The organism is Streptomyces sp. AP-93, assembly GCF_022808175.1.
Taxonomy (GTDB): domain Bacteria; phylum Actinomycetota; class Actinomycetes; order Streptomycetales; family Streptomycetaceae; genus Streptomyces.
The window spans coordinates 29,106-48,645 of sequence record NZ_JALGBX010000019.1; the positions used below are offsets into that span (position 1 = coordinate 29,106).

The window sequence follows — 19,540 nt, forward strand, 5'->3', positions numbered from 1 at the left end:
GCCCGGTAACGTGCGGCGGTGACCTGGATACGCCCGCTCTCCGCCCACGCCCCGCGCCCCTGCACCCTGGTGGTCTGCCGGGGCTGCTGCTGCGGCGACCCCCGCAAGAACCCCGGCACCGACCACGCGGGACAGCTCGCCCGGCTGCTCGAGGCCGCGGCGGCCTCCGACGGGCGGCTGGCCGTCCGTACGAGCGACTGCCTCGGCCCCTGCGCGCAGGCCAACGTCATCGTGGTCCAGCCCACCACGGAGGCCCGCCGCCGGGGCGCCCGCGCGGTCTGGTTCGGCTGGGCCCTGGACGACACCGCCACCGACGAGGTCATCGCCTGGGCCGAAGCGGGCGGCCCCGGGGCCGCCCCGCTCCCCGCCACCCTCGATCTCCACCGCATCGACCCCCCGGATCCGAAGCCGGCCGAGCCCGCCTCCCGACGCGGCCGCCGCAAGCGCTGATCGGGTCGGCGTAAGGACGGCGGGGGTGCGGGGGCGGAAGACGTTAGAGCGAGGAAATGTCCGGTTCTTCTAGGTTCTGGGTGTCAGCCGAACAACCCCGAACCACAAGGAGCCCCCCCATGAAGCTCAACAAGCGCATCGCCGCCGTCTCCGCCGCCGCCCTGCTCGGCACGCTCGCCCTCGGCGGTGCCGCCCACGCCGCGGACAACGGAGGCGGCACCGCCGACGGCAGCGGAGACTCCTCGTACAGCCGGACGATCGAGGCCCCGCCGGGCACCCCGCACGTGGCCGCCGAGAAGGTCCGGCCCGCGTCGAAGGAGAACGCGTACAGCCAGACCATCGAGGCCCCGGCGGGCACCGAGCACACCGGTGCGGGGGTCATGGCCGGCAAGTGACCGGTGCGGGGCAGAGGCGGGGTCGCGAGTGACCGCCCCACCCCTGCCCCGCGGACCCCGCCCCGCGGGGCAGGCCCGCACCCGCGGCTCACGCCGTCAGGTCGATCCGTTCCTCGCCCGCGTAGATGTTCATGTCCCCGCCCCGCAGGAACCCGACCAGCGTCAGCCCCGACTCCAGCGCCAGGTCCACCGCGAGCGACGACGGAGCGGATACGGCCGCCAGCACGGGGATGCCCGCCATCACGGCCTTCTGCGCCAGCTCGAAGGAAGCCCGCCCCGACACCAGCAGCACCGCGCCCGCCAGCGGCAGCCGCCCGGCTTGCAGCGCCCGCCCGACGATCTTGTCCACCGCGTTGTGCCGGCCCACGTCCTCCCGTACGTCGATCAGCTCGCCCCCCGCCGAGAACAGCCCGGCGCCGTGCAGGGCGCCCGTGCGCTCGAAGACCTTCTGCTCCGCGCGCAGCCGGTCCGGCAGCTCCCCGAGGACCCGCGCGCTCACCCGTACGGGATCGTCCGCGAGCCCCGGGAACCGGGTCGCGGTCCGCACCGCGTCCAGGCTGGCCTTCCCGCACAGGCCGCACGAGGAGGTGGTGTAGACGTTCCGCTCCAGCGTGATGTCCGGCACCGGAACTCCGGCGGCGAGCTGGACGTTCACCACGTTGTAGGTGTTCGTTCCGTCCTCGGCGGCGCCCTCGCAGTAGGTCACGGCCCGGATGTCCGAGGCCGAGGCGAGCACTCCCTCGCTGGCCAGGAAGCCCACGGCCAGCGCGAAGTCGTCACCCGGGGTGCGCATCGTGATGGCCAGCGGCTTGCCGTTCAGCCGTATCTCCAGCGGCTCTTCGGTGACCAGCGTGTCCGCCCGGGCCCCCGCCACGCCGCCCCGGATCCGGACGACGCGACGGCGTTCGGTGACCCGTCCCATGTGATCAGCCCACCCGTTCTGTTCTTGCCGTACGCCTGGAACACCCATTCTCCAGGATCGGCTCCGGGCCCCTCCCCGGCTGGAGGACCCTCGGGAAGCTCCAAATTCCGGGCACTGAATCCTGTCGGGTCACGCGCCCTTGTACCCATCAGTAGCAGGCAAAGCTGGTAAATCCTGACTGCCTTACAAGGGGGGACCCCGCCCATGACCGGTTCACGCGTGGTGGCGCTAGGGCACTACCAACCCTCGAAGGTGATCACCAACGAGGACCTCGCCGCCATGGTGGACACCAACGACGAGTGGATCCGCTCCCGCGTCGGGATCAAGACCCGGCACATGGCCGGACCCGACGAGCCGGTCGACGAGCTGGCCTACCAGGCCGCGGGCAAGGCGCTCGCGAGCGCCGGTCTGACCCCGGACGACATCGACCTCGTCCTCGTCGCCACCTCCACCGCGATCGACCGTTCCCCCAACATGGCCGCCCGCGTCGCGGCCAAGCTCGGGATGGGCTCCAGCCCCGCCGTGATGGACATCAACGTCGTCTGCTCGGGCTTCACCCACGCCCTGGCCACCGCCGACCACGCGATCCGGGCCGGCGCCGCCACCCGGGCGCTGGTCATCGGGGCCGACAAGATGACCGAGATCACCGACTGGAGCGACCGCACCACCTGTGTCCTGACCGGTGACGGCGCCGGCGCGGCCGTGGTCGAGGCCTGCGAGGAGCCCGGCATCGGCCCGGTCCTGTGGGGTTCGGTCCCCTCGATGGGCAACGCGGTCCGCATCGAGGGATCGCCGCCGGTCTTCGCCCAGGAGGGCCAGTCCGTCTACCGCTGGACCACCAGCCAGCTCCCCCCGCTCGCCCGCAAGGTCTGCGAGAAGGCCGGGATCACCCCCGAGGACCTGGCCGCGGTCGTCCTCCACCAGGCGAACCTGCGGATCATCGAGCCGCTGGCCGCGAAGATCGGCGCCGTCAACGCCGTCGTCGCCCGCGATGTGGTCGACTCCGGCAACACCTCGGCCGCCTCCATCCCGATGGCCCTGTCCAAGCTGGTCGAGCGCGGCGAGATCCCCTCCGGGGCGCCCGTCCTCCTCTTCGGCTTCGGCGGCAACCTCTCCTACGCCGGCCAGGTCATCAGCTGCCCGTAACACCCGGGCCCGAGCCCGCGGCGGTCCCCGTCGTGGGTTCGGCCGTGGGCCCGGCCGCGGTCCGGCCCACGACGGGGACGGTGCCGCGGGCCTCCGCGGTCGGCGTGGCCACGAGCACCAGAACCAGCGCGGTCAGTTCCCAGGCCGCGCCGATCCGCATGCCCGCCGCCAGTACGGGCACCACCGCTGGTCGCCCAGGTGCCCGATGCCCTTCTTCACGCCCGCCGAGAAGGCGGCGATGCCCAGCAGGGCGGCACCCATCAGCATCCGGGAGTCCTCGGCGCTTCGCCGTGCGACCTGAGAGGTACGCCGATCCCGCCCGTCGGGCTGATGGATCGACGAGCGACGCGCCGGAGGATGGAACGACACAAACCGATGGCAAGAGGAGCACGCACCACATGAGGCGCAAAAGGGTCGTCCTGATCACTGCCGGGGTCGTCGCCGCCCTCGGGATCGCCGCGGCGGTCGCCGTGCCGGCCGCGAACGACTGGCTCGCGAACCGGCACCAGCAGACGAACTCCTACGCGACGGGCGCCGAGGCGAAGGCCGACCGCCCGTCCGTCCCGCGCTGGCTGGCGGACGACGCGAAGTCGGTCTCGTACTCGATGAAGACCACGGGCGGCGAGCGCCTGCTGAAGGCGACCCTCCCGGGCGGCAAGCCCCCGGCCCGCTGCGAGGCGGTACCGGCCTCGCAGGCCAAGGCGATACAGCTCCGGGCGGACTGGTTCCCGAAGGACGCCCAGGGCAAGGCGAGCCTGAGCTGCGGCACGTACTACGGCTACATGGACGGTGACACCTTCTACGCCTGGCAGCACAAGGACGACCTGGTGGCGGGCGAGCGCGCCAACGCCGCGCCCTAGGCCGCGAGACGCGACGTCTCGACCGGGCCCGCGCGCCCGGCCCGGACATGCCCGCAGGTCAGCGCGGCGCGTCGGACTCGGGCCGGGTGAAATACCTGGTCGGAACCCCGCCGAACCTTTGCTATTGTTGTCCATGTCGCCGCGGGAAACCGGGGCCGACCACCTAGTCCGGGTGGCGGAATGGCAGACGCGCTAGCTTGAGGTGCTAGTGCCCTTTATCGGGCGTGGGGGTTCAAGTCCCCCCTCGGACACAGAGGTCAACCGACCAAATAGGGCCGGTCAAAGCGACGGAATGTCGTTTTGACCGGCCCTATTGTTGTGCGTGAACGTGATCTGGCCCCCTGCGAGTCGCAGGGGGCCAGATCTATTTTTCCTGGTCAGGCGGGGTGTGGGGGGTGGGGTGGATCAGCTGTCGGGGAGGTATCCCTGAGGCGTTCAGTTCCGGGGGTTCCTGAGCGCGTGGCGGTTGGAGGGGCGGCGGCGGGCGGGTTGGCCGTCGAGTGGGAGGGTGGCGAGCCAGCTTTCGGTCTTGCGCTCGTTGGCGTGGGCGATCTGGAAGGCGAGGAGGAGGGACTGCGCGGCGATTTTGCGGATGCGGCGGGTGCGGCTGCGTTCGTCGCGTCCAAGGCTGCGGCGCTTGATGGGGCACGCGACGGTGGGGTGGGTGCCTGCGGCGGGGCAGAGCATCCGGCGTGCGCCGCGGTGATCGGGGGCGGCTTTGGGACGTAGGCGGAAGGCGGCGCGGGTGTTGACACGTGCGCGCCACGTGGTCTTGTCGATCATCGACCGCGACGACCCAGTCGAGGTCTCCTTCGGCGTCGGCCTGGGCGAGCAGGGCGGTGAAGACCTTCTCCCAGGTGCCGTCCGCGGCCCACATCCGCAGCCGGTTGTGGGCGCCCTTCCACGACCCGAAGCGCTCGGGCAGATCCATCCACGGCGTCCCGGTGCGGTACTTGAACGCAATCGCGTCGATCACCTGCCGGTGATCCTGCCACCGACCTCCACGCCGAGGCGTCCGGTCCGGAAGCAAGGGCTCGATGCGGGCCCACTGGGCGTCAGTCAGCGACACACATCACCCAACGATCCGATGATCGGAAGGAAACGGCCTAGTTGCCCACCTGACCGTCCCGCGCTGAGTTACCGGCGTCAAGAGCGCCGATCGCGGCCGCGATGGAGCCTGGTCCGTCCGGGTGACTAGAGGCCGCAACTCCGGTGCCGGCACGCACATTCCCCCTACCGTGCGGCCATGGACTCCACCCCGATGCCCGAGCCGCTGCGCCGGGCGATCCACCAGCTGGTTTCCGAGGGCGTGCAGAACTGCCAGGAGGTGCTGCGGTACACCGAGCCCGACCAGGCACACACCTGGAAGCGGATGACGCTGTGCCGGGCCACGGACGCGGCCGACACCATGAACATGGTGGCCCTGCTGATCGCCGCGTACTGCGAGCGCACCGGCATGGCCGCCGACACGCTGCAGAGCTACCTCCAGGTTGGGCAGCAGGAGCTCCGGTCCGCAGGCCCGCAGGAGGACCCGCAGAAGCTGTTCACCGAGGCGTGCCTGCACGGGCTGAGGGCGCGGCTGTGCGAGGACGTCGACTCGCTGGACAGCTATCTGCCGCCGCAGGTGGCCGCGATGGCCCGCAGGGTGGCCGAAGCTCTCGAAGTGCCGGAGCCGGCCGCAACGTAACGCCGGGGCCGCACGGTCGTTGGACAGCGCCAACCTGTACCGGGCCCCGGGGATCAGGACCGCCTGCGTCTCGTGGGTGCTGTCCTGTCGGACGATGTGGAAGCGGCCCCGGTGTGGGCTCGGCTTCGGGGCGGGGCGCCGCCAGGTGTCGGCCGTGAACCGTACGTGGGCGGCCGGGTCGGTGGGGGCATGGACACCGAGAATCTGATGGACAGACCCGCTCCAGGTCGGTGGAACACCGAGTGCGGGGTGCCGGCCGCGGCCCACACCACCGGGTGGGCGAGCAGCGCGTGGTCGGCCAGCACCCGGGTGCGCGTGCGGTGCCCGAAGGGCGAGACGCCGCCGATGGCGTACCCGGTGGCCTCCCGTACCAGCGCCGCGTCAGCTCTGGTCACGGCGGTGGCGCCGAGCTCTTGGCGCACCCGCTCGGTGTCCACCCGCGAGGAGCCGTCCATGAGGACCAGCACCGGCTCGCCGTCCACCGCGAACACCAGGGACTTGACGATCTCGGAGACGTCGCAGCCCACCGCCGCGGCCGCCTCCGCGGCGGTACGCGTGGAGTCCGGGAACCGGACCACCCCCACGTCCGCCAGCCCCAGCGCCCCCAGTGCCTCCGCGAACCGCGGATGCGCGGCGCCTGCGTCGTCGTCGGTTCGAGTCCGGGTTCCGTTTCCGTTCACGGGGTCGATGTCGCTCATATCCCGCACGCTGACGTCAGCCCTCCCGGCCACGCGAACCACGTCCCCACGGGCCGCCCGCCGGCGCTCAGCCCTGCGGCTCCGGCGGGGGCGCGTCCGCCGCGTGCGGGCTGCGCGCGGCCGAGTCGGCCCGCGCCTCGGTGCGATGGCCGCGGGCGATGTAGTCGCGGACGACCGCCTCGACAGCGTCCTGAGGAGACCCGATGCCGGCGAGCACCATCACCTCCACCACCAGCTCCGCGTCCAGGTTGACACTGACCTTGGTTATGGCTGTCCCCCTCGGTCGGCCCCGTGTGGACGTACTGGTACGAGACTGGCCACGGCGTCGACAGCCTCCGCCGCCGTATCGTGCGCCTCGGCCCGTCCGGCCGTCTCCGCGCTGCCGACCGGACCGTCTCCGCCCTACCGTGCGTTCAGCACGGACGCGACGACGTCGCCCGCCGGCCCGCTGCCGTAGCCGCCGGACTGGACGACCGAGCCGGCGGCCAGGTCGTCCGCGTAGCCGGTGAACCAGCTGTTGGAGTCGCTCTGCCCATCGACCTCGGCCGACCCGGTCTTGGCTCCCTTGTCGCCGCTGACCGCGGACATCGCCTTGGCGGCGGTGCCGTCGGTCGCGGCGGCGCCCATCACGCTGCGCAGGGTGGCGGCCATGTTCCCGGGCAGCGGCTGGGCGGTGGTCAGCTCGCCCTTGATCATCGCCCTGGGCACGATCACCGGCTGGCGGAACGCGCCGTTTTTCACGGTCGCCGAGAGGGAGGCGACGCTGAGGGCGTTCATGGTGACCTTGCCCTGGCCGATGTAGGAGGCGGCCGTCTCGGGGCCCTTCGAGACCGGGATGCCGGCGTCGGTGGAGACGATCCCGATGGACCACACCCCGCCCAGGCCGAAGTACTTGCGGGCCGTCTGGCTCAGGGCGGTGTCCTCCACGCCCTTGGCGTTCAGCGGGCCCAGCGCCTTCATGAAGAAGGTGTTGCAGGAGCGGCGGAAGCTGTCCCGGAAGGTGCCGTTCGCGATGGAGAAGTTCTTGTTGTTGTGGAAGGTCGTGCCCGACCAGGTCACCTCCTTCGGACACTCGACCGGGGAGGTCGGTCCGCCGACCAGGCCGTGCTCCAGCATCATCGCCGCGGTCACGACCTTCATCGTGGAGCCGGGGGCCTGCGCCCCCTCCATCGCCACGTTGAACCCGCCGGCCGGGCTGTTGGCGACCGCGCTGATCTCGCCGGTGCTGGGCCGGACGGCGACCACCGAGGCCCGGTCGTACTTCTTCACCGCCCGCTCGGCGGCGGCCTGTACGTCGGCGTCCAGCGTCGTCTGGACCTTCTTCGTCTTTCCCTTGGCGAGGGTGAGCAGCGTCCGGTTCGGCGCGTCGGCGTCGGCCGGCTCGATCCAGGTCTCGACGCCGGGCTCGCCTGCGGCCCCGTCCGCGTACCGGGTACGCAGGGTGTCCAGCACGGGGGCCAGCGACGGGTACTTCTCGGCGGTCAGCTCCCGGCCCTCGCGGTCCAGCGCCTGGATCGAGCCCCTCTTCGCCTCACCGGTCCGCAGGGTCGCGCCCTCGATCAGCTTCGGGTGCAGCACCGCCGGCCGCCAGTCCACCAGCGCCCGCCCACTGCTCTTGCCCCGCACCACGGTCAGCTCCGAGGCGTACGCCAGCTCCTTCTCGTGCCCCTCAAAACTGATGGTCGCCTTCACCGTGTACGGCACCGTGGCGCCGCTCGCCGCGCCCGGCGTGACCACGGCGTTCTCCACATGCCCGGTCTCCCGGAAGCCGCGCAGCGCCTCCGCGGCCGCCGCCGGGTCGTCGGTCAGCGTCCCCGCCGCGTCCGCGTCCCCGCGGGCCCACGCCGCCAGGAAGTCCCGCGATGTCCGCTCGACCTCCTCGGCCGTAACCTCCCCGGACCCGGACGCGTTCAGCGGCGCGGCGTCCGCGCCACCGAGGCCCGCACCGTCCGAGTCCCCGCCCAGCATCTCGTAGCCCGCGAACCCCACCCCGCCCGCCACCAGGACGAACACGCCGCCGACGAAGGCGGTCTTCACTCCCCTGCGCATGGTGCAGCCCCTCCCCAAGAGCCCCGTACGGACGACCCGGCGTACGAACGATGTTCGCTTGAACATGTTCAAGACATAGATACGTATGCACTCTACGGGGCCGTATGTCACCCCTGAACCGCCAGAACCGATCGTTACCCGACCGGAACGCACACCGATTCGTGCCTTACGCGGACTCAAGCTGCGAAGCGACCGTCCGCGCCCGCCCGTACAGCTCCCGGGCGGCGGCGTTCTTCCGGTGCGGACGCAGCAGACCGAACACGGCCCGGACCCGCTCGTCCGCACGCCCCGACTGCACCATGGGGAAGTCGTCCAGCGCCTGGTGCCAGGTGGCGCAGGCGGTCTCCAGATGGCAGATCTCCAACTGCCGCTCAGCCAGGGTGGCCCGGTGTCGTACTCGGGCCCGGTAGGACACACGCACCCCGAACACCGGCCCGGCAGGCCCCGAACCGGCCGCGGACAGCAGACGGGGCAACGAAACCGGGCGCCAGGGCGCACTACCCCGCGGCCCGGCTCCCACAACCAGCCCGGCCCTTCCTCAGGGACCGAAGGGACCGGCCGGGCCAACCACCGGTTCCATACCGACAATCACCCGAGCCGGGGTCCGCCTCCCACCAGAGAGGACCCAGCCGGACACCGACCACCCCACCCTCTGCGGCTGGCCACGTCGGGCCGGACACCGGTCCCGGAGGCCGGGCCGCGAGGCCGCTGAGCGGACGGGCCGGACTGGAGCTGCGGGGCCTGGCGGACGCGAGGGTGCTACCTGCTGGTCAAGGTCACCAAGACCGCGGGCCCGAAGGGGCCTTCGGGGGTGTAGACCTGGTGGCCGGTGAGGGTGCCCGCCCGGGTGCGGGCGAGGTCGATGCCGAGGTAGTCGGCCCAGGCCTGCGCGTCCTCCTCGCCGGCGACGACTCCGTACAGCTGTGCCTCTTCGTCCACAGTCCATTCGGCCCCGGGGAACTCCCGGGCGGTCGCGTTGTCCTCAGCCCAGAAGCGGACGAGGCCCACGGCGGCCTCCGCCCGCCTCTCGGCTGCTCTGTAACGGGCGCTCCGGCCGGGGCCGGGATTCAGTTCGGCCGGGGCCGGGGGTTCAGCTGTAGGGGGTGAGGCGGCCGAAGCGCTCCAGCAGGGTACGGGCCGCGCGCGGGCTCAGGCCGAGGCCTGCGGCGGCCTGTTCGTCGGTGGTGTCCTGGTCGGCGTCCCGGGCCGCCCAGTAGCCGACCTGGGCGGCGGTGACCTCTAGGCCGTTTCTTTCGGATCACCTCGCTGACCAGATGAAGATGGCGGCGAGGTGGAGGCCGGCGGGGTAGATGGTGGCGGTCTTGTCGTAGCGGGTGGCCGGGCCGCGCCACTGCTTGAGCTTGTTGATGCGGCGTTCGACGGTGTTGCGCTGCTTGTAGGCCTCGCGGTCGAAGGCCGGCGGACGTCCGCCGCGGCTTCCGAGCCGTTTGCGGTTGGCGGCCTGGTCGGCGGGCTGCGGGATCACCGCCCGGATCCCACGCCGCCGCAGATGACGGCGGATCGCCCGGGACGAATACGCCCTGTCCGCCAGGACCACGTCCGGTGTGACCCTGGGTCGGCCAGTCCGTCGGGGCACCCGTAACCGGGCCATGACCTGCTCGAATGCGGGCGCGTCACCGGCCTGTCCCGGCGTGAGAACGAAGGCGAGGGGCCGGCAGCGGCCGTCAGTCGCGAGGTGGATCTTCGTGGTCAGCCCGCCGCGGGAGCGCCCGAGGGCATGGTCGGCCGGCTCGCCGGCCGGGGCCCCTTTTCACGGGCCCCGGCGGCGTGCTGGTGGGCACGGACGATCGTGGAGTCGACCGCGACGACCCAGTCGAGGTCGCCCTCGGCGTCGGCCCGGGCGAGCAGGGCGGTGAACACCTTCTCCCACGTCCCGTCCGCGGCCCACATTCGCAGCCGGTTGTGGGCGCCCTTCCACGACCCGAAGTGCTCGGGCAGGTCCATCCACGGCGTCCCGGTGCGGTACTTGAACGCGATCGCGTCGATCACCTGCCGGTGGTCCCTCCACTGCCCGCCCCGCTTCGGCGTGCGGTCCGGCAGCAACGGCTCTATGCGCGCCGACTGGGCATCAGTCAACGACATACATCAACCAACGATCCGATGATCTGAAGGAAACGGCCTAGGGGCATGCCCGCCGGCCAACATCGGCCAGACGGGGATGTTGGACCTTTGAAGCCTCCGCACGATTCTCCCCGCAAGGCGCAGCCTGGGGAGGCGAGACCATTGTGGGCAGTGGTGAACGCGGGTCGGAGTCACCGATTCGAGGGACTGTGCAGCCGCTACCTTGGATGACCTGACTGATGGCGCCAGCGTCGGGCGCGTTGCGAGTTCAGATCAAGGACCGACCTCACCTCTTCTAGCCGACCTCGGATCTATGAAGGCGCAGTGGAGCCGTCGGCGTGACCGGGCCACTGCCACGGCACTTCGCTACGACACCCTCCTCGAAGCTGCTCGCGAGATTGAGCAGATCGCAGAGCTGTGGCAAGAGCTAGCGGCCGAGCCTTTCGGACACCCTGCCATCCGAGAGTCCCGGCAGGAGACCCTGTCGGACCCCGCGCCCAACGAATCCGCCGAGGAGCTGGACGCTGGGAACGTCCTGCTCCTGATGGCCCAGGAGCCGCACCGGCTCTGGCGCGCCAAGGAGGTCCAGGAGGCGTTTGCACTCCCGTCCCTGACCGGGGTGCGACGTTCCCTCAAGGCGATGGTTGCAGCAGGTCAGTTCGAGGCCGTTCGCCGCAAGGCACGGCATCTGCCTTTTCGCATGCCATCCGCCCCAGGCCCGGTATGGCGAGGCCCTGAGCAGCAGAGTGGGAAGCGATCTTGAACCATCTGGGAACTGGCGCCTCAGCTGAGCTGTGAGTCCGCTGGTCAGCGCATTCTGTGTCCGCGCCTGCCAGTAGGACGCGCCCTCGCGCCCGGGATCCGACCGCCACGCGGTCGGGGGAGCGGCGCCGGCCCGTGGTGCGACCGCCCGGGCCATTGCCCTGGTGCCGGGGGTAAGCGAAGATCGGCCGGGAATCTTCGCCCTCGGGAGGGTACGCGTGTCCGAAGTCAAGGCCGAGCTGGACCGGTTGATGAGCATCTTCCTCGGGGCGTTCACCAATGCCGGAGGCGGGCGGCCGGATCTGGGCGCCGTCCGCGAGGTGTTCATCCCCCAGGGGATGATCATCAAGAACGTCGGGGCCGAGCCCGTGATCTACGACCTCGACGGCTTCATCGAGCCCCGGGAGAAGATCCTCACCGACGGGACGCTCACGGAGTTCCGCGAATGGGAGGTCGCCGAGCGGACCGAGGTCTTCGGTTCGGTCGCGCACCGGTTCAGCGAGTACCGCAAGTCCGGATACCTCGACGGAGTGTGGTTCGAGGGCACCGGCCACAAGACCACCCAGTACGTCCGGACGCCCGGCGGCTGGCGGATGAGCGCGATGGCCTGGGACGACGTCGCCCCGTAGGACGATCCGGCCCCCCCGTCGACAGTGTTACGCGACCGGCTGCTGCTGGGTGACGCAGTGGATGCCGCCGCCCGCGCCGAGGCTGTCGGTGTTGAGCTGCTCGACGACCCGGCCCGGGAAGGCCCGCTGGAGGGTGAGCTTGGCCGCGGCGTCCGCGGTGGAGTGGCCGAACTGCGAGGAGATGACGGCGCCGTTGCACACGTAGTAGTTGACGTAGGAGGCGACGAAGTCGGGGCTGGTGGAGCGGATCCTGTTGTAGTCGGGGCCCTGGAGCTTGGTGACCGCGATCGGGCGGCCCAGGGCGTTCGTGCTGGTGGACAGGATCTGGTACTGCCGGCGCGCGTCGTTCGACCAGGCGTCGGTGTCGCTCGCGAGCGGCATCTGCACCATCCCCACCCCCTCCGCGAGGAACCGGGACGTGGCGTCGACGTGGTCGTCGGTGATGTCCCGGCCGAGGACACCCTTGAACCAGATGACCTTCGAGGCGCCGAAGGCGGCGCACATCGCGGCCTCCAGCTGGGCCTGGGTCCTGTTGGGATTGCGGTCCGGGTTGATGAGGGAGCTGCGGGTGGCCATGAGCGTGCCGGCGCCGTCCGCCTCCACCGCGCCGCCCTCGCCGGTGAACCCCGCGGTGCTGAACGGCACTCCGGCGTAGGCGGCGACACGGCCGGCGACCAGGGAGTCCCTGGCGTGCGTCTGCTGGTTGCCCCAGCCGTTGAAGTTCAGGCCGACCGCGTCCAGACCGCCCGCCCCGTTGGTACGGAACACCGGGCCGCTGTCGCGCATCCAGCAGTCGTCCACCGGGATCGAGCCGATCACCGTGACCGCCGTACCGCAGGCGCTCTTCGCCTTCGACACGCTCGCGGAGTTGGCGCACATGACCACCGGCTCGTACTTCGCGATGGTCTTCGCGATGAGCGCGATGTTCGCCTGCACACCCGCGAGCCCGCGGCCCCAGATGGCGGAGCTGTCGGGCCACGCCATCCACGTCCGGGTGTGGCGGACGGTGTCGATCGGAACGGCGAAGCCCGCGGCGGCGTTCGCCGCCGAGGGACGGACGGCCGCGGAGGCCTGCCCGCCGACGGCCGCCAGCGCGGCGCCGGCCGCGGTGGCGCCCGCTGCCGTCAGGAACCCTCGTCTGTCGAGTCTCCGTGCGACGTGCTCGTTCATCTCGGATCTCCGTTTCGTCGTACGCGGATGTGTGACGAACCGCCGGGCCGTGGGAGCCGCCGCTCCCACGGCCCCCCTACAGCGCGCGGCGCGCGGCGGCGATGCTCCGGGGATCCCACCCCGGGCGGGGTACGGATTCCAGGAGCAGGCGCGTATAGGGGTGTTGGGGGTCGGCGAGCACCTGCTGCGTCGGGCCCGACTCGACGATCCGGCCGCTCCGCATGACGATCACGTCATCGGTCACGCAGCGCACGACGCCGAGGTCATGGGTGATGAACAGGTAGCCGATGCCGGTCTGTTCGCGGATGTCGAAGAGCAGGTTCAGGATCTGCGCCTGCACCGAGACGTCCAGGGCGGCCACCGCCTCGTCGAGGACGAGGACGGCCGGCTCGACCGCCAGCGCGCGGGCGATCGCGACGCGCTGGCGCTGTCCTCCCGACAGCTGCCGGGGCAGCGCGTCCGCCTCGCGGGAGCCGAGGCCGACCTGCTCGAGCAGTTCGGTGATCCGGTGCGCGTGGTCCGTGCCGGGGAAGTGCAGGGCGAGGGTCTCCCGCAGGGCCGCGCCCACGGTGGTGCGCGGGTCTAGGGACAAGAAGGGGTCCTGGAAGACCATCTGGATCTCACGGGCCCGTGCGAGGCGGCGCGCCTTGCCGCGCGCGTGCTCGCCCCGGTCGCGGCCGTGGATCAGCACCCGGCCCTCGTCCGCGTGCTCCAGACCCACCACGATGCGGGCCGTGGTCGTCTTGCCGGAGCCGGACTCGCCGACGATGCCCAGGGAGCCGCCCTCGGCCAGCCGGAACGACACGTCGTCCACGGCCCGGACGCTCCCGTAGGTCCGGTGCAGGCCCAGGACCTCCAGGACGGTCTTCGCCGTGCCGGGCGCGCCCGTTGGGGTGTCGGCGCTCGTGCCAGTAGCGGTTGTCATGAGTGGAGTTCCTTCCGCTGCGTCCCCGCCCGTTCCTGCTCCTGCTCCCGTTCCCGCTCGGCCATCAGCTCGCCGTGGTGGCAGGAGGCGAGCCGGGCCGGCTCCCCGACGACGGGGAGCAGGGCCGGCGCCTCGCGCGTGCACACCTCGGTCGCGAGCACGCAGCGCGCGGCGAAGGGGCATCCGGTCAGCTCCTCCCGCAGGCTCGGCGGCCGGCCCTCGATCGCGGAGAGCCGCCCGCGGGGCGAGTCCAGGCGCGGGGTGGAGTTCAGCAGGGCGGCCGTGTACGGGTGCCGGGGCCGGGCGAACAGCTCGCCGGCCGGGCCCGTCTCCACGATCCGGCCCGCGTACATCACGTACACCCGGTCGCTGATCGCGGCGGCGAGGCCGAGGTCGTGGGTGACGAACAGCAGCCCCGTTCCGAAGCGTTCGCGCAGATCGCCGAGGAGCCCGATCACCTCGGCCTGCGTGGTGACGTCCAGTGCCGTGGTGGGTTCGTCGGCGAGGATCAGGGCGGGATCGCCCATCAGCGCGGACGCGATCACGACGCGTTGCAGCATGCCTCCGGACAGCTGTCCGGGGTACTTGCGCAGCGCGCCCGCCGTGAGGCCGACGGCCTCCAGCATCGCCACCGCCCGGTCCTCGGCGACCGCCTTGGTCGCCTTGGCGTTCAGCCGCAGGCTCTCGGTGAGGAAGTCGCCGACGCGGCGCATCGGATTGACCGCCGCCCGGGGGTCCTGGAAGATCATGGCCGCCGTGCTGGTGCGCAGCACCCGCAACTGGCCGGACGTCATGGTCAGTACGTCGTCCCCGGCCACCCGCACCTCGCCCTCCGTACGGGCCCCTTCGGGGAGCAGCCGCAGCACGCTGCGCGAGGTCAGGCTCTTGCCCGAGCCCGACTCGCCGACCAGGGCCACGGTCTCCCGGGGGCCGACGGTGAGCCCGACGCCGTCGAGGACGGGCCGGACGGCGCCCGGCAGGTGCAGCCGCAGGCCCTCGAGCTCAAGGGTGTTCAGCGTGCTCGGCGTTTTCATCGGGACCTCCTGGCTACCTTGTCGGCCCAGGCCTCGCCGACGACGTTGAAGGCGACCACGGTCAGCACGATGGCCGCGCACGGCACGATCGCGGAGAGTGGGTAGCCCGCCTGGATGGCGGCGTTGCCGTCGAAGACCATGCGGCCCCAGTCGGGGGTCAGGGCCGGTACGCCCAGCCCGAGGAAGGCGAGGCCGGCCAGGTCGATCAGGGCGTAGCCGAAGTTGATCGCGGACTGCGCGAGGACGACCGGCATGACGGAGGGGACCACGTGGCGCAGGCAGATCTGCGCCCCCGAGTGTCCTTGCACGCGGTACGCCTCCACGTACGGCCGGGCGCGCTCGGCGAGCACGAGGGAGCGGGTCAGCCGGCTGACGTAGGGCAGGTAGGCGATGGCCAGGGCGATGACGGGGGCGAGCAGGCCCTCGCCGTAGACCGAGACGATCAGGATGGCCAGCAGCATGCCGGGGAAGGCGAAGACCAGCTCGGTGCTGCGGGAGAGCACCGAGTCGAGCCAGCCGCCCCGCCAGGCGGCGGCGGTGCCGATCGCCACGCCGGCCACGGTGGAGAAGGTGACCACGCCGAGCGGGCCGAGGAGCGAGGTACGGGCGCCCAGCACCAGCCGGGAGAAGGTGTCGCGCCCGGAGGCGTCGACGCCGAGGAGGTGATCGGCGGAGGGTCCCGCGAGGGCGTTGGCCAGGTCGACCGCGTTGGGATCGTAGGGCGCGATCCAGGGGGCGAACAGCGCGACGAGGACGACGAGGGCGACGAAGCCCGTACAGAACAGGGACAGGGGGGCGCGGGAGGTCCGGAGCCGGGCGAGGCCCGGCCGGCGCACCAGGACGGAGCTCACGAGGCCTTCTTCGCGGGGCCGAGGGTGACCCGGGGATCGACCAGCGGATGGAGCAGGTCGACGACGAGGTTCACCGTCATGAACAGCGCGACCATGATGAGGGAGATGGCCTGCACGGTGGGGAAATCCTTGGTGGTGGTGGAGAGTTCGAGGAGCTGGCCGATGCCGCCCACGCTGAATGCGGACTCCACCAGGACGGTGCAGACCAGCAGGGTGGAGACGATGAGCCCGCCGGTGGTGAGCACGGTGCCCAGGGCGTTGCGGAAGACGTGCCGCCGGATGACCTGGCTCGCGCAGACGCCCCGGCTGCGGGCGACCGTGACGTGCTCCTGGCCGAGGACTTCGAGCATCGCGGCCCGGGTGACCCGGGCGAGCATGCCGATCAGGTAGAGCGCCAGGGCGACGGCGGGCAGGGTCAGGTGCCAGAGCATCCCCCCGAACCCGTCGCCGGCCCCGCCGGTGGGGAACCAGCCCAGCTTCACCGCGAACAGGCCCTGCAGCAGGACCGCCGCGACGAACGACGGGGTGCCGATGGCGACGGTGGTCGTCACCAGGATCGCGGAGTCCGCGGCCCCGCCGCGGACGGCGCCGATCCAGCCCAGGAGCAGCCCGAACACGAGGACCAGTACGAGCGCCATCGAGATCAGCATCAGGGTGTTGGGCAGCCGGTCCGCGAGGAGCCGCGACACGTCGGTGCGGTACGTGATCGAGCGGCCGAAGTCCCCTTGCAGCACCTGGCCGAGCCAGCTCAGGTACCGCACCGCGAAGGGGTCGTCCAGGTGGTAGTGCTCGTTGATCGCCTGCAGTGCCTCCGGGGAGGCCGAGCGGCCGCCCAGGAGGAAGCTCGCCGGATTGCCCGGAGCCAGGTACAGCGCGCCGAAGATCACGAAGGAGGCGCCGAGCAGGGTGGCGGCCATTTCGGTCAGCCGCCGTACGGCGAAGCGCAGGAAACTCATCGCGCGGCCGCCCCGACGCCGGCGGCCCACGGGGAGTAGAGGTAGGAGATGGTGGTCGGGGCGCCGGTGATCCGCTTGTTCAGGAAGACGGCGGTCGGCCACTCGGCGACCGGGATCCACAGGACCTGGTCGGAGGCCTTCTTCTGGAGTTCGGCGGCGGCCGAGAAGCGCTTGGCCGGGTCGTACGAGGACCGGGCCTTGTCGGTCAGCGCGTCGTAGGACTCGTCGCTGTAGCCGGCGTAGTTCTGGTAGGCCCCGGTCTGGAAGTTGCTCAGCATGTCCATCGGGTCGGTGATGGAGTCGTAGTACGTCTCCGGGAACATGTCGATGCCCTCGCGCGCGGCGGGGTCGGTGAACAGCGAGGTGAACGCGTTGGGGGCGATGGTCTTCAGCTGGATCTTCAGGCCGATCTTGGTGCCGGCGTCCTGGATCGCGGTGGCCAGCACCGAGACGTCCTGGCCGATCGAGCTGGTGGCCACGGTCAGCGTCTTGCCGGTGGCGCCGGCCTCCTCGATCATCCGCTTGGCCGCCTCGACGTTCTGGTCGGGGGAGGGCAGGGTGTCGAAGGCGGACGCGCGGATGGCGGCGGGGGCGCCGGCCCAGACCGCCTTGGTGGTGAGCGAGCTGGTGACGGTGCCCGCGCCTCCCAGGCCCGCCTTGACGAAGCCGCGGCGGTCCAGGGCCAGGGACAGGGCCCGGCGGACGCGGACGTCGCCGAGCGCGCCCTTCATGCTCGTCACGTTGACGTTGACGGTGCTCAGGCCCTCGCCGAAGTAGAGGGTGCCGGCGCCGCTCGCGCGCAGCCGGTCGTAGCTCTCGGTGGGGATCAGGTAACCGCCGTCGGCCCCGCCGGTCAGCAGGGCGTTCGTACGGGCGTTGGGGTCGGTGAGGAAGGTGAAGACGGCCTTCGCGGACTTGGCCTTGGTGCCCCAGTAGCCGTCGAAGCGCTGGAGCTCGATCGACTGGCCCTTGTTCCAGGTGCCCAGCTTGAAGGGGCCGGTGCAGTCCAGGCTGCCGGCGGTGCCGTAGTCCTCGCCCGCCTTCTCCACCCCGGCCTTGGAGGCCACGACGCCTGCGGCGGTCGCCATGTACTGGGGGAACTGCGAGTCGGGCTGCTTCAGCTTGACCGTCACCTGGAGCGGTCCGGTCTTGGTGATGGCCTCGACGTTGGAGAAGTTGCTGTTCCAGGCGGCCCCGTTCTCCGGGTCCATCTGACGGCCCAGGCTGTAGACCACGTCGTCGGCGGTCATCACGCCGCCGTCGTGGAAGCGCACGCCCGCGCGCAGGTCGTAGACCCAGGTCAGGTCATTGGGGTTGGTGGCCTTCTCGGCCAGCCCCGGAGCCATGGTGAGCTGCGGGGTCCACCGCATCAGGCTTTCGCAGACGTTCGACAGGATCGTGTTCGCCGGGTAGTCGAAGGCCGAGATGTAGTCCAGCGTCGGCGGTTCCGCGTACACGGCCCAGGTGAACGAGTCGAGCTCACCCGCGGCGGCGGGGGTGCCGGCGGACAGCTTGAAGGCCGCGTCCTTCCCGTCGCCCTTGGGCGGGCCGGAACAGGCGGTGACCAGGCTGAGGGCGGCCAGTGCGGCGACGGGCAGCGCGTACCGGCGGGAGGCGGAGGCGGAGGCGCGAGCGGGGGCGGGGGCGCCGGCGGCGGCGTGGCCGGTGGAGGCGCTGCCGGAGGACCTGGCGGCTCTGGACCAGGGAAGGGATCTGGGCATCGGTGCTCTCTCTTCCATGCGGGACGGGGAGGTACGGGCAGGCGGCGAGCGGGTCGAGGAGGGGGAGGCTCGGGGCGGGCCGCCGGCCCGGGCACGGCGAAGGGGGCGAGCCGGTCAGGCGGTGCGGCCGGCCGCGGGGATCCGGGCCGCGGGGATCTGCTGGGTGATGCAGTGCACGCCGCCACCGCCGTACGCGATCACGCGCGAGCGGACTCCGACGACCTTGCGGCCGGGCAGCGCGGACGCGATGACGGCGAGCGCGCCCTCGTCCTCGGAGGTGCCGGCGATCGGGACGACGACCCCGCCGTTGGCGATGTAGAAGTTCAGGTAGCCGACCTCGGTCTCCTTGCCGTCGACCTCGACGAGGTTGCTCTGCGGCAGGTCGATGATCGTGAAGGGGCGGCCGGCGGCGTCCGTGGACCCCTCCAGGACGGCGCGGTTGACGCGCATGCGCTCGTAGTCGGGGTGGGCCGGGTCGCTCGGGAGCTGGACGACGACGGTGGCGGGGGCGACGAAGGCGCAGACGCCGTCCACGTGCCCGTCGGTCTCGGTGTCCAGCAGACCGCCGTACGGGAGCCAGATCACCTTGGTGACACCGAGGCGGGCGATCAGCTCGGCCTCGATCTCCTCCTTGGTCATGTCCGGGTTGCGGTTCGGGTGCAGCAGGCACTGCTCGGTCGTGATCAGCGTGCCCTCGCCGTCGACCGTGATCGCGCCGCCTTCGAGGATCATCCGGGAGTCGACGCGGTCCACGTTCAGGTGCGCCAGCAGGGCCGCGGCGATCTTGTCGTCGGTGTCGTAAGGGAAGTGCTTGCCGCCCCAGGCGTTGAAGCGGAAGTCCACGCCCGCCCGGCTGCCGTCCTGCCCGAGCACGAAGATCGGCCCGGAATCCCGGAACCAGGAGTCGTCCAGCGGGAGCTCGATCACCTCGACGCCCTCACCGCACAGGCTGCGGGCCTCGTCGCCGCTGCCGGGCAGCGCGACCATGATGACCGGCTCGAAGGCGGAGATCGCGGCGGCGACATGGGCGTACTCGACCTTGACCTCGTCGAAGACGTCGCCCCACAGCTCCTGCCGGGTCGGCCACGCCATCAGGCAGCCCTCGTGGTCGGTCCACTCGGCCGGCATGCGGAAAGTCGTCATGATCCACTCCTGTTTGAAAATTCAGTCAGTGTTCGCAAGGGGTGTCCGCATCCTCCACCG

At 71.5% G+C, this 19,540-nt stretch carries 21 protein-coding genes, 1 tRNA gene and 3 pseudogenes; 7 read left to right on the plus strand and 18 right to left on the minus strand.

What is annotated here, in order from left to right:
• The first annotated feature begins 18 nt into the window (after window positions 1-18).
• A complete protein-coding gene (locus tag MTF69_RS27880; RefSeq protein WP_243338917.1) occupies window positions 19-450 on the plus strand; it encodes a (2Fe-2S) ferredoxin domain-containing protein in 432 nt (143 codons plus the stop codon).
• Window positions 451-569: 119 nt separating this feature from the next.
• Window positions 570-845, plus strand: a complete 276-nt coding sequence (locus tag MTF69_RS27885) for a hypothetical protein (RefSeq protein WP_243338918.1) — start codon at window positions 570-572, stop codon at window positions 843-845.
• Window positions 846-933: 88 nt separating this feature from the next.
• Here MTF69_RS27885 and fdhD read toward each other — a convergent pair whose 3' ends face one another.
• Window positions 934-1,767 (minus strand): formate dehydrogenase accessory sulfurtransferase FdhD, encoded by an 834-nt coding sequence (gene fdhD, locus MTF69_RS27890; protein WP_243338919.1) that lies wholly within the window; start codon window positions 1,765-1,767, stop codon window positions 934-936.
• A gap of 204 nt (window positions 1,768-1,971) precedes the next feature.
• On the opposite strand from fdhD, the gene MTF69_RS27895 reads away from it, so the two are divergent.
• A complete protein-coding gene (locus MTF69_RS27895; RefSeq protein ID WP_243338920.1) occupies window positions 1,972-2,913 on the plus strand; it encodes a beta-ketoacyl-ACP synthase III in 942 nt (313 codons plus the stop codon).
• On the opposite strand, the gene MTF69_RS27900 is transcribed toward MTF69_RS27895, so the two are convergent.
• Both MTF69_RS27900 and MTF69_RS43050 read right to left on the minus strand, forming a co-directional pair.
• Window positions 2,900-3,073 carry a hypothetical protein gene (locus MTF69_RS27900; protein ID WP_243338921.1) on the minus strand — a complete coding sequence of 58 codons (174 nt, stop codon included), beginning with the start codon at window positions 3,071-3,073 and terminating at the stop codon, window positions 2,900-2,902. The genes MTF69_RS27895 and MTF69_RS27900 overlap by 14 nt on opposite strands.
• Entirely contained in the window at window positions 3,046-3,180 is a 135-nt protein-coding gene (locus tag MTF69_RS43050) for a hypothetical protein (RefSeq protein WP_279346358.1), read from the minus strand. The genes MTF69_RS27900 and MTF69_RS43050 overlap by 28 nt, the downstream gene beginning before the upstream one ends.
• 131 nt (window positions 3,181-3,311) lie before the next feature.
• Between MTF69_RS43050 and MTF69_RS27905 the strand changes: the two genes are divergently transcribed.
• A complete protein-coding gene (locus tag MTF69_RS27905; RefSeq protein WP_243338922.1) occupies window positions 3,312-3,773 on the plus strand; it encodes a hypothetical protein in 462 nt (153 codons plus the stop codon).
• A 166-nt stretch (window positions 3,774-3,939) separates the two neighbouring features.
• Window positions 3,940-4,024, plus strand: a tRNA-Leu gene (locus MTF69_RS27910).
• 184 nt (window positions 4,025-4,208) lie between these two features.
• Here the strand turns inward: MTF69_RS27910 and MTF69_RS27915 are convergent.
• Complete coding sequence (locus MTF69_RS27915; protein WP_243339074.1) at window positions 4,209-4,556, minus strand: hypothetical protein; 348 nt, start codon at window positions 4,554-4,556, stop codon at window positions 4,209-4,211.
• 70 nt (window positions 4,557-4,626) lie between these two features.
• Window positions 4,627-4,842 (minus strand): annotated as a pseudogene (locus MTF69_RS27920) (transposase); the annotation flags it as partial.
• 177 nt (window positions 4,843-5,019) lie between these two features.
• Here MTF69_RS27920 and MTF69_RS27925 point away from each other — a divergent pair.
• Complete coding sequence (locus MTF69_RS27925) at window positions 5,020-5,460, plus strand: hypothetical protein (RefSeq protein ID WP_243338923.1); 441 nt, start codon at window positions 5,020-5,022, stop codon at window positions 5,458-5,460.
• A gap of 233 nt (window positions 5,461-5,693) precedes the next feature.
• Here the strand turns inward: MTF69_RS27925 and MTF69_RS27930 are convergent.
• From MTF69_RS27930 to MTF69_RS27955, 6 genes and pseudogenes are all read right to left on the minus strand, one after another.
• Window positions 5,694-6,158 (minus strand): annotated as a pseudogene (locus tag MTF69_RS27930) (YbaK/EbsC family protein); the annotation flags it as partial.
• Between the two features lie 67 nt (window positions 6,159-6,225).
• Window positions 6,226-6,426, minus strand: a complete 201-nt coding sequence (locus MTF69_RS27935) for a type II toxin-antitoxin system VapB family antitoxin (RefSeq protein WP_243339054.1) — start codon at window positions 6,424-6,426, stop codon at window positions 6,226-6,228.
• A gap of 134 nt (window positions 6,427-6,560) precedes the next feature.
• Window positions 6,561-8,207 (minus strand): penicillin-binding transpeptidase domain-containing protein, encoded by a 1,647-nt coding sequence (locus MTF69_RS27940; RefSeq protein ID WP_243338924.1) that lies wholly within the window; start codon window positions 8,205-8,207, stop codon window positions 6,561-6,563.
• 166 nt (window positions 8,208-8,373) lie between these two features.
• Window positions 8,374-8,613 (minus strand): annotated as a pseudogene (locus MTF69_RS27945) (transcriptional regulator); the annotation flags it as partial.
• A 353-nt stretch (window positions 8,614-8,966) separates the two neighbouring features.
• The gene (locus MTF69_RS27950; protein ID WP_243338925.1) at window positions 8,967-9,215 is read right to left on the minus strand and encodes a hypothetical protein; all 249 of its coding nucleotides are present in this window, start codon (window positions 9,213-9,215) and stop codon (window positions 8,967-8,969) included.
• Window positions 9,216-9,465: 250 nt separating this feature from the next.
• Window positions 9,466-10,310, minus strand: a protein-coding gene (locus MTF69_RS27955) for an IS5 family transposase (protein WP_374324050.1) whose coding sequence is annotated in 2 segments (ribosomal slippage) — window positions 9,466-9,980 and window positions 9,980-10,310 — 846 coding nt in all. Because the reading frame shifts where the segments join, the coding sequence is not laid out codon by codon here.
• A gap of 992 nt (window positions 10,311-11,302) precedes the next feature.
• Here MTF69_RS27955 and MTF69_RS27960 point away from each other — a divergent pair.
• Complete coding sequence (locus MTF69_RS27960; RefSeq protein ID WP_279346371.1) at window positions 11,303-11,680, plus strand: DUF4440 domain-containing protein; 378 nt, start codon at window positions 11,303-11,305, stop codon at window positions 11,678-11,680.
• Window positions 11,681-11,707: 27 nt separating this feature from the next.
• On the opposite strand, the gene MTF69_RS27965 is transcribed toward MTF69_RS27960, so the two are convergent.
• The 7 genes from MTF69_RS27965 to MTF69_RS27995 form a co-directional block, all read right to left on the minus strand.
• A complete protein-coding gene (locus tag MTF69_RS27965; protein ID WP_243338927.1) occupies window positions 11,708-12,850 on the minus strand; it encodes an agmatine/peptidylarginine deiminase in 1,143 nt (380 codons plus the stop codon).
• 76 nt (window positions 12,851-12,926) lie between these two features.
• Entirely contained in the window at window positions 12,927-13,775 is an 849-nt protein-coding gene (locus MTF69_RS27970; RefSeq protein ID WP_243338928.1) for an ABC transporter ATP-binding protein, read from the minus strand.
• Window positions 13,772-14,809, minus strand: coding sequence for an ABC transporter ATP-binding protein (locus tag MTF69_RS27975; protein ID WP_243338929.1), 1,038 nt, complete (start codon window positions 14,807-14,809; stop codon window positions 13,772-13,774). The genes MTF69_RS27970 and MTF69_RS27975 overlap by 4 nt, the downstream gene beginning before the upstream one ends.
• Window positions 14,806-15,660 (minus strand): ABC transporter permease, encoded by an 855-nt coding sequence (locus tag MTF69_RS27980; RefSeq protein WP_243338930.1) that lies wholly within the window; start codon window positions 15,658-15,660, stop codon window positions 14,806-14,808. The genes MTF69_RS27975 and MTF69_RS27980 overlap by 4 nt, the downstream gene beginning before the upstream one ends.
• Window positions 15,657-16,616, minus strand: coding sequence for an ABC transporter permease (locus MTF69_RS27985; protein WP_243338931.1), 960 nt, complete (start codon window positions 16,614-16,616; stop codon window positions 15,657-15,659). Before MTF69_RS27985 ends, MTF69_RS27980 begins: the two co-directional genes overlap by 4 nt.
• Window positions 16,613-18,337 (minus strand): ABC transporter substrate-binding protein, encoded by a 1,725-nt coding sequence (locus MTF69_RS27990; RefSeq protein WP_279346359.1) that lies wholly within the window; start codon window positions 18,335-18,337, stop codon window positions 16,613-16,615. The genes MTF69_RS27985 and MTF69_RS27990 overlap by 4 nt, the downstream gene beginning before the upstream one ends.
• A 114-nt stretch (window positions 18,338-18,451) precedes the next feature.
• Window positions 18,452-19,480 (minus strand): agmatine/peptidylarginine deiminase, encoded by a 1,029-nt coding sequence (locus MTF69_RS27995; RefSeq protein ID WP_243338932.1) that lies wholly within the window; start codon window positions 19,478-19,480, stop codon window positions 18,452-18,454.
• Between the last annotated feature and the right edge of the window lie 60 nt (window positions 19,481-19,540).

Coding starts and splice junctions, on each gene's coding strand:
- MTF69_RS27885 (WP_243338918.1), top strand. CDS start 570: ATGAAGCTCAACAAGCGCATCGCCGCCGTCTCCGCCGCCGCCCTGCTC.
- fdhD (WP_243338919.1), bottom strand. CDS start 1,767: ATGGGACGGGTCACCGAACGCCGTCGCGTCGTCCGGATCCGGGGCGGC.
- MTF69_RS27895 (WP_243338920.1), top strand. CDS start 1,972: ATGACCGGTTCACGCGTGGTGGCGCTAGGGCACTACCAACCCTCGAAG.
- MTF69_RS27900 (WP_243338921.1), bottom strand. CDS start 3,073: ATGCGGATCGGCGCGGCCTGGGAACTGACCGCGCTGGTTCTGGTGCTC.
- MTF69_RS43050 (WP_279346358.1), bottom strand. CDS start 3,180: ATGCTGATGGGTGCCGCCCTGCTGGGCATCGCCGCCTTCTCGGCGGGC.
- MTF69_RS27905 (WP_243338922.1), top strand. CDS start 3,312: ATGAGGCGCAAAAGGGTCGTCCTGATCACTGCCGGGGTCGTCGCCGCC.
- MTF69_RS27915 (WP_243339074.1), bottom strand. CDS start 4,556: ATGATCGACAAGACCACGTGGCGCGCACGTGTCAACACCCGCGCCGCC.
- MTF69_RS27925 (WP_243338923.1), top strand. CDS start 5,020: ATGGACTCCACCCCGATGCCCGAGCCGCTGCGCCGGGCGATCCACCAG.
- MTF69_RS27940 (WP_243338924.1), bottom strand. CDS start 8,207: ATGCGCAGGGGAGTGAAGACCGCCTTCGTCGGCGGCGTGTTCGTCCTG.
- MTF69_RS27960 (WP_279346371.1), top strand. CDS start 11,303: ATGAGCATCTTCCTCGGGGCGTTCACCAATGCCGGAGGCGGGCGGCCG.
- MTF69_RS27965 (WP_243338927.1), bottom strand. CDS start 12,850: ATGAACGAGCACGTCGCACGGAGACTCGACAGACGAGGGTTCCTGACG.
- MTF69_RS27970 (WP_243338928.1), bottom strand. CDS start 13,775: ATGACAACCGCTACTGGCACGAGCGCCGACACCCCAACGGGCGCGCCC.
- MTF69_RS27975 (WP_243338929.1), bottom strand. CDS start 14,809: ATGAAAACGCCGAGCACGCTGAACACCCTTGAGCTCGAGGGCCTGCGG.
- MTF69_RS27985 (WP_243338931.1), bottom strand. CDS start 16,616: ATGAGTTTCCTGCGCTTCGCCGTACGGCGGCTGACCGAAATGGCCGCC.
- MTF69_RS27990 (WP_279346359.1), bottom strand. CDS start 18,337: ATGCCCAGATCCCTTCCCTGGTCCAGAGCCGCCAGGTCCTCCGGCAGC.
- MTF69_RS27995 (WP_243338932.1), bottom strand. CDS start 19,480: ATGACGACTTTCCGCATGCCGGCCGAGTGGACCGACCACGAGGGCTGC.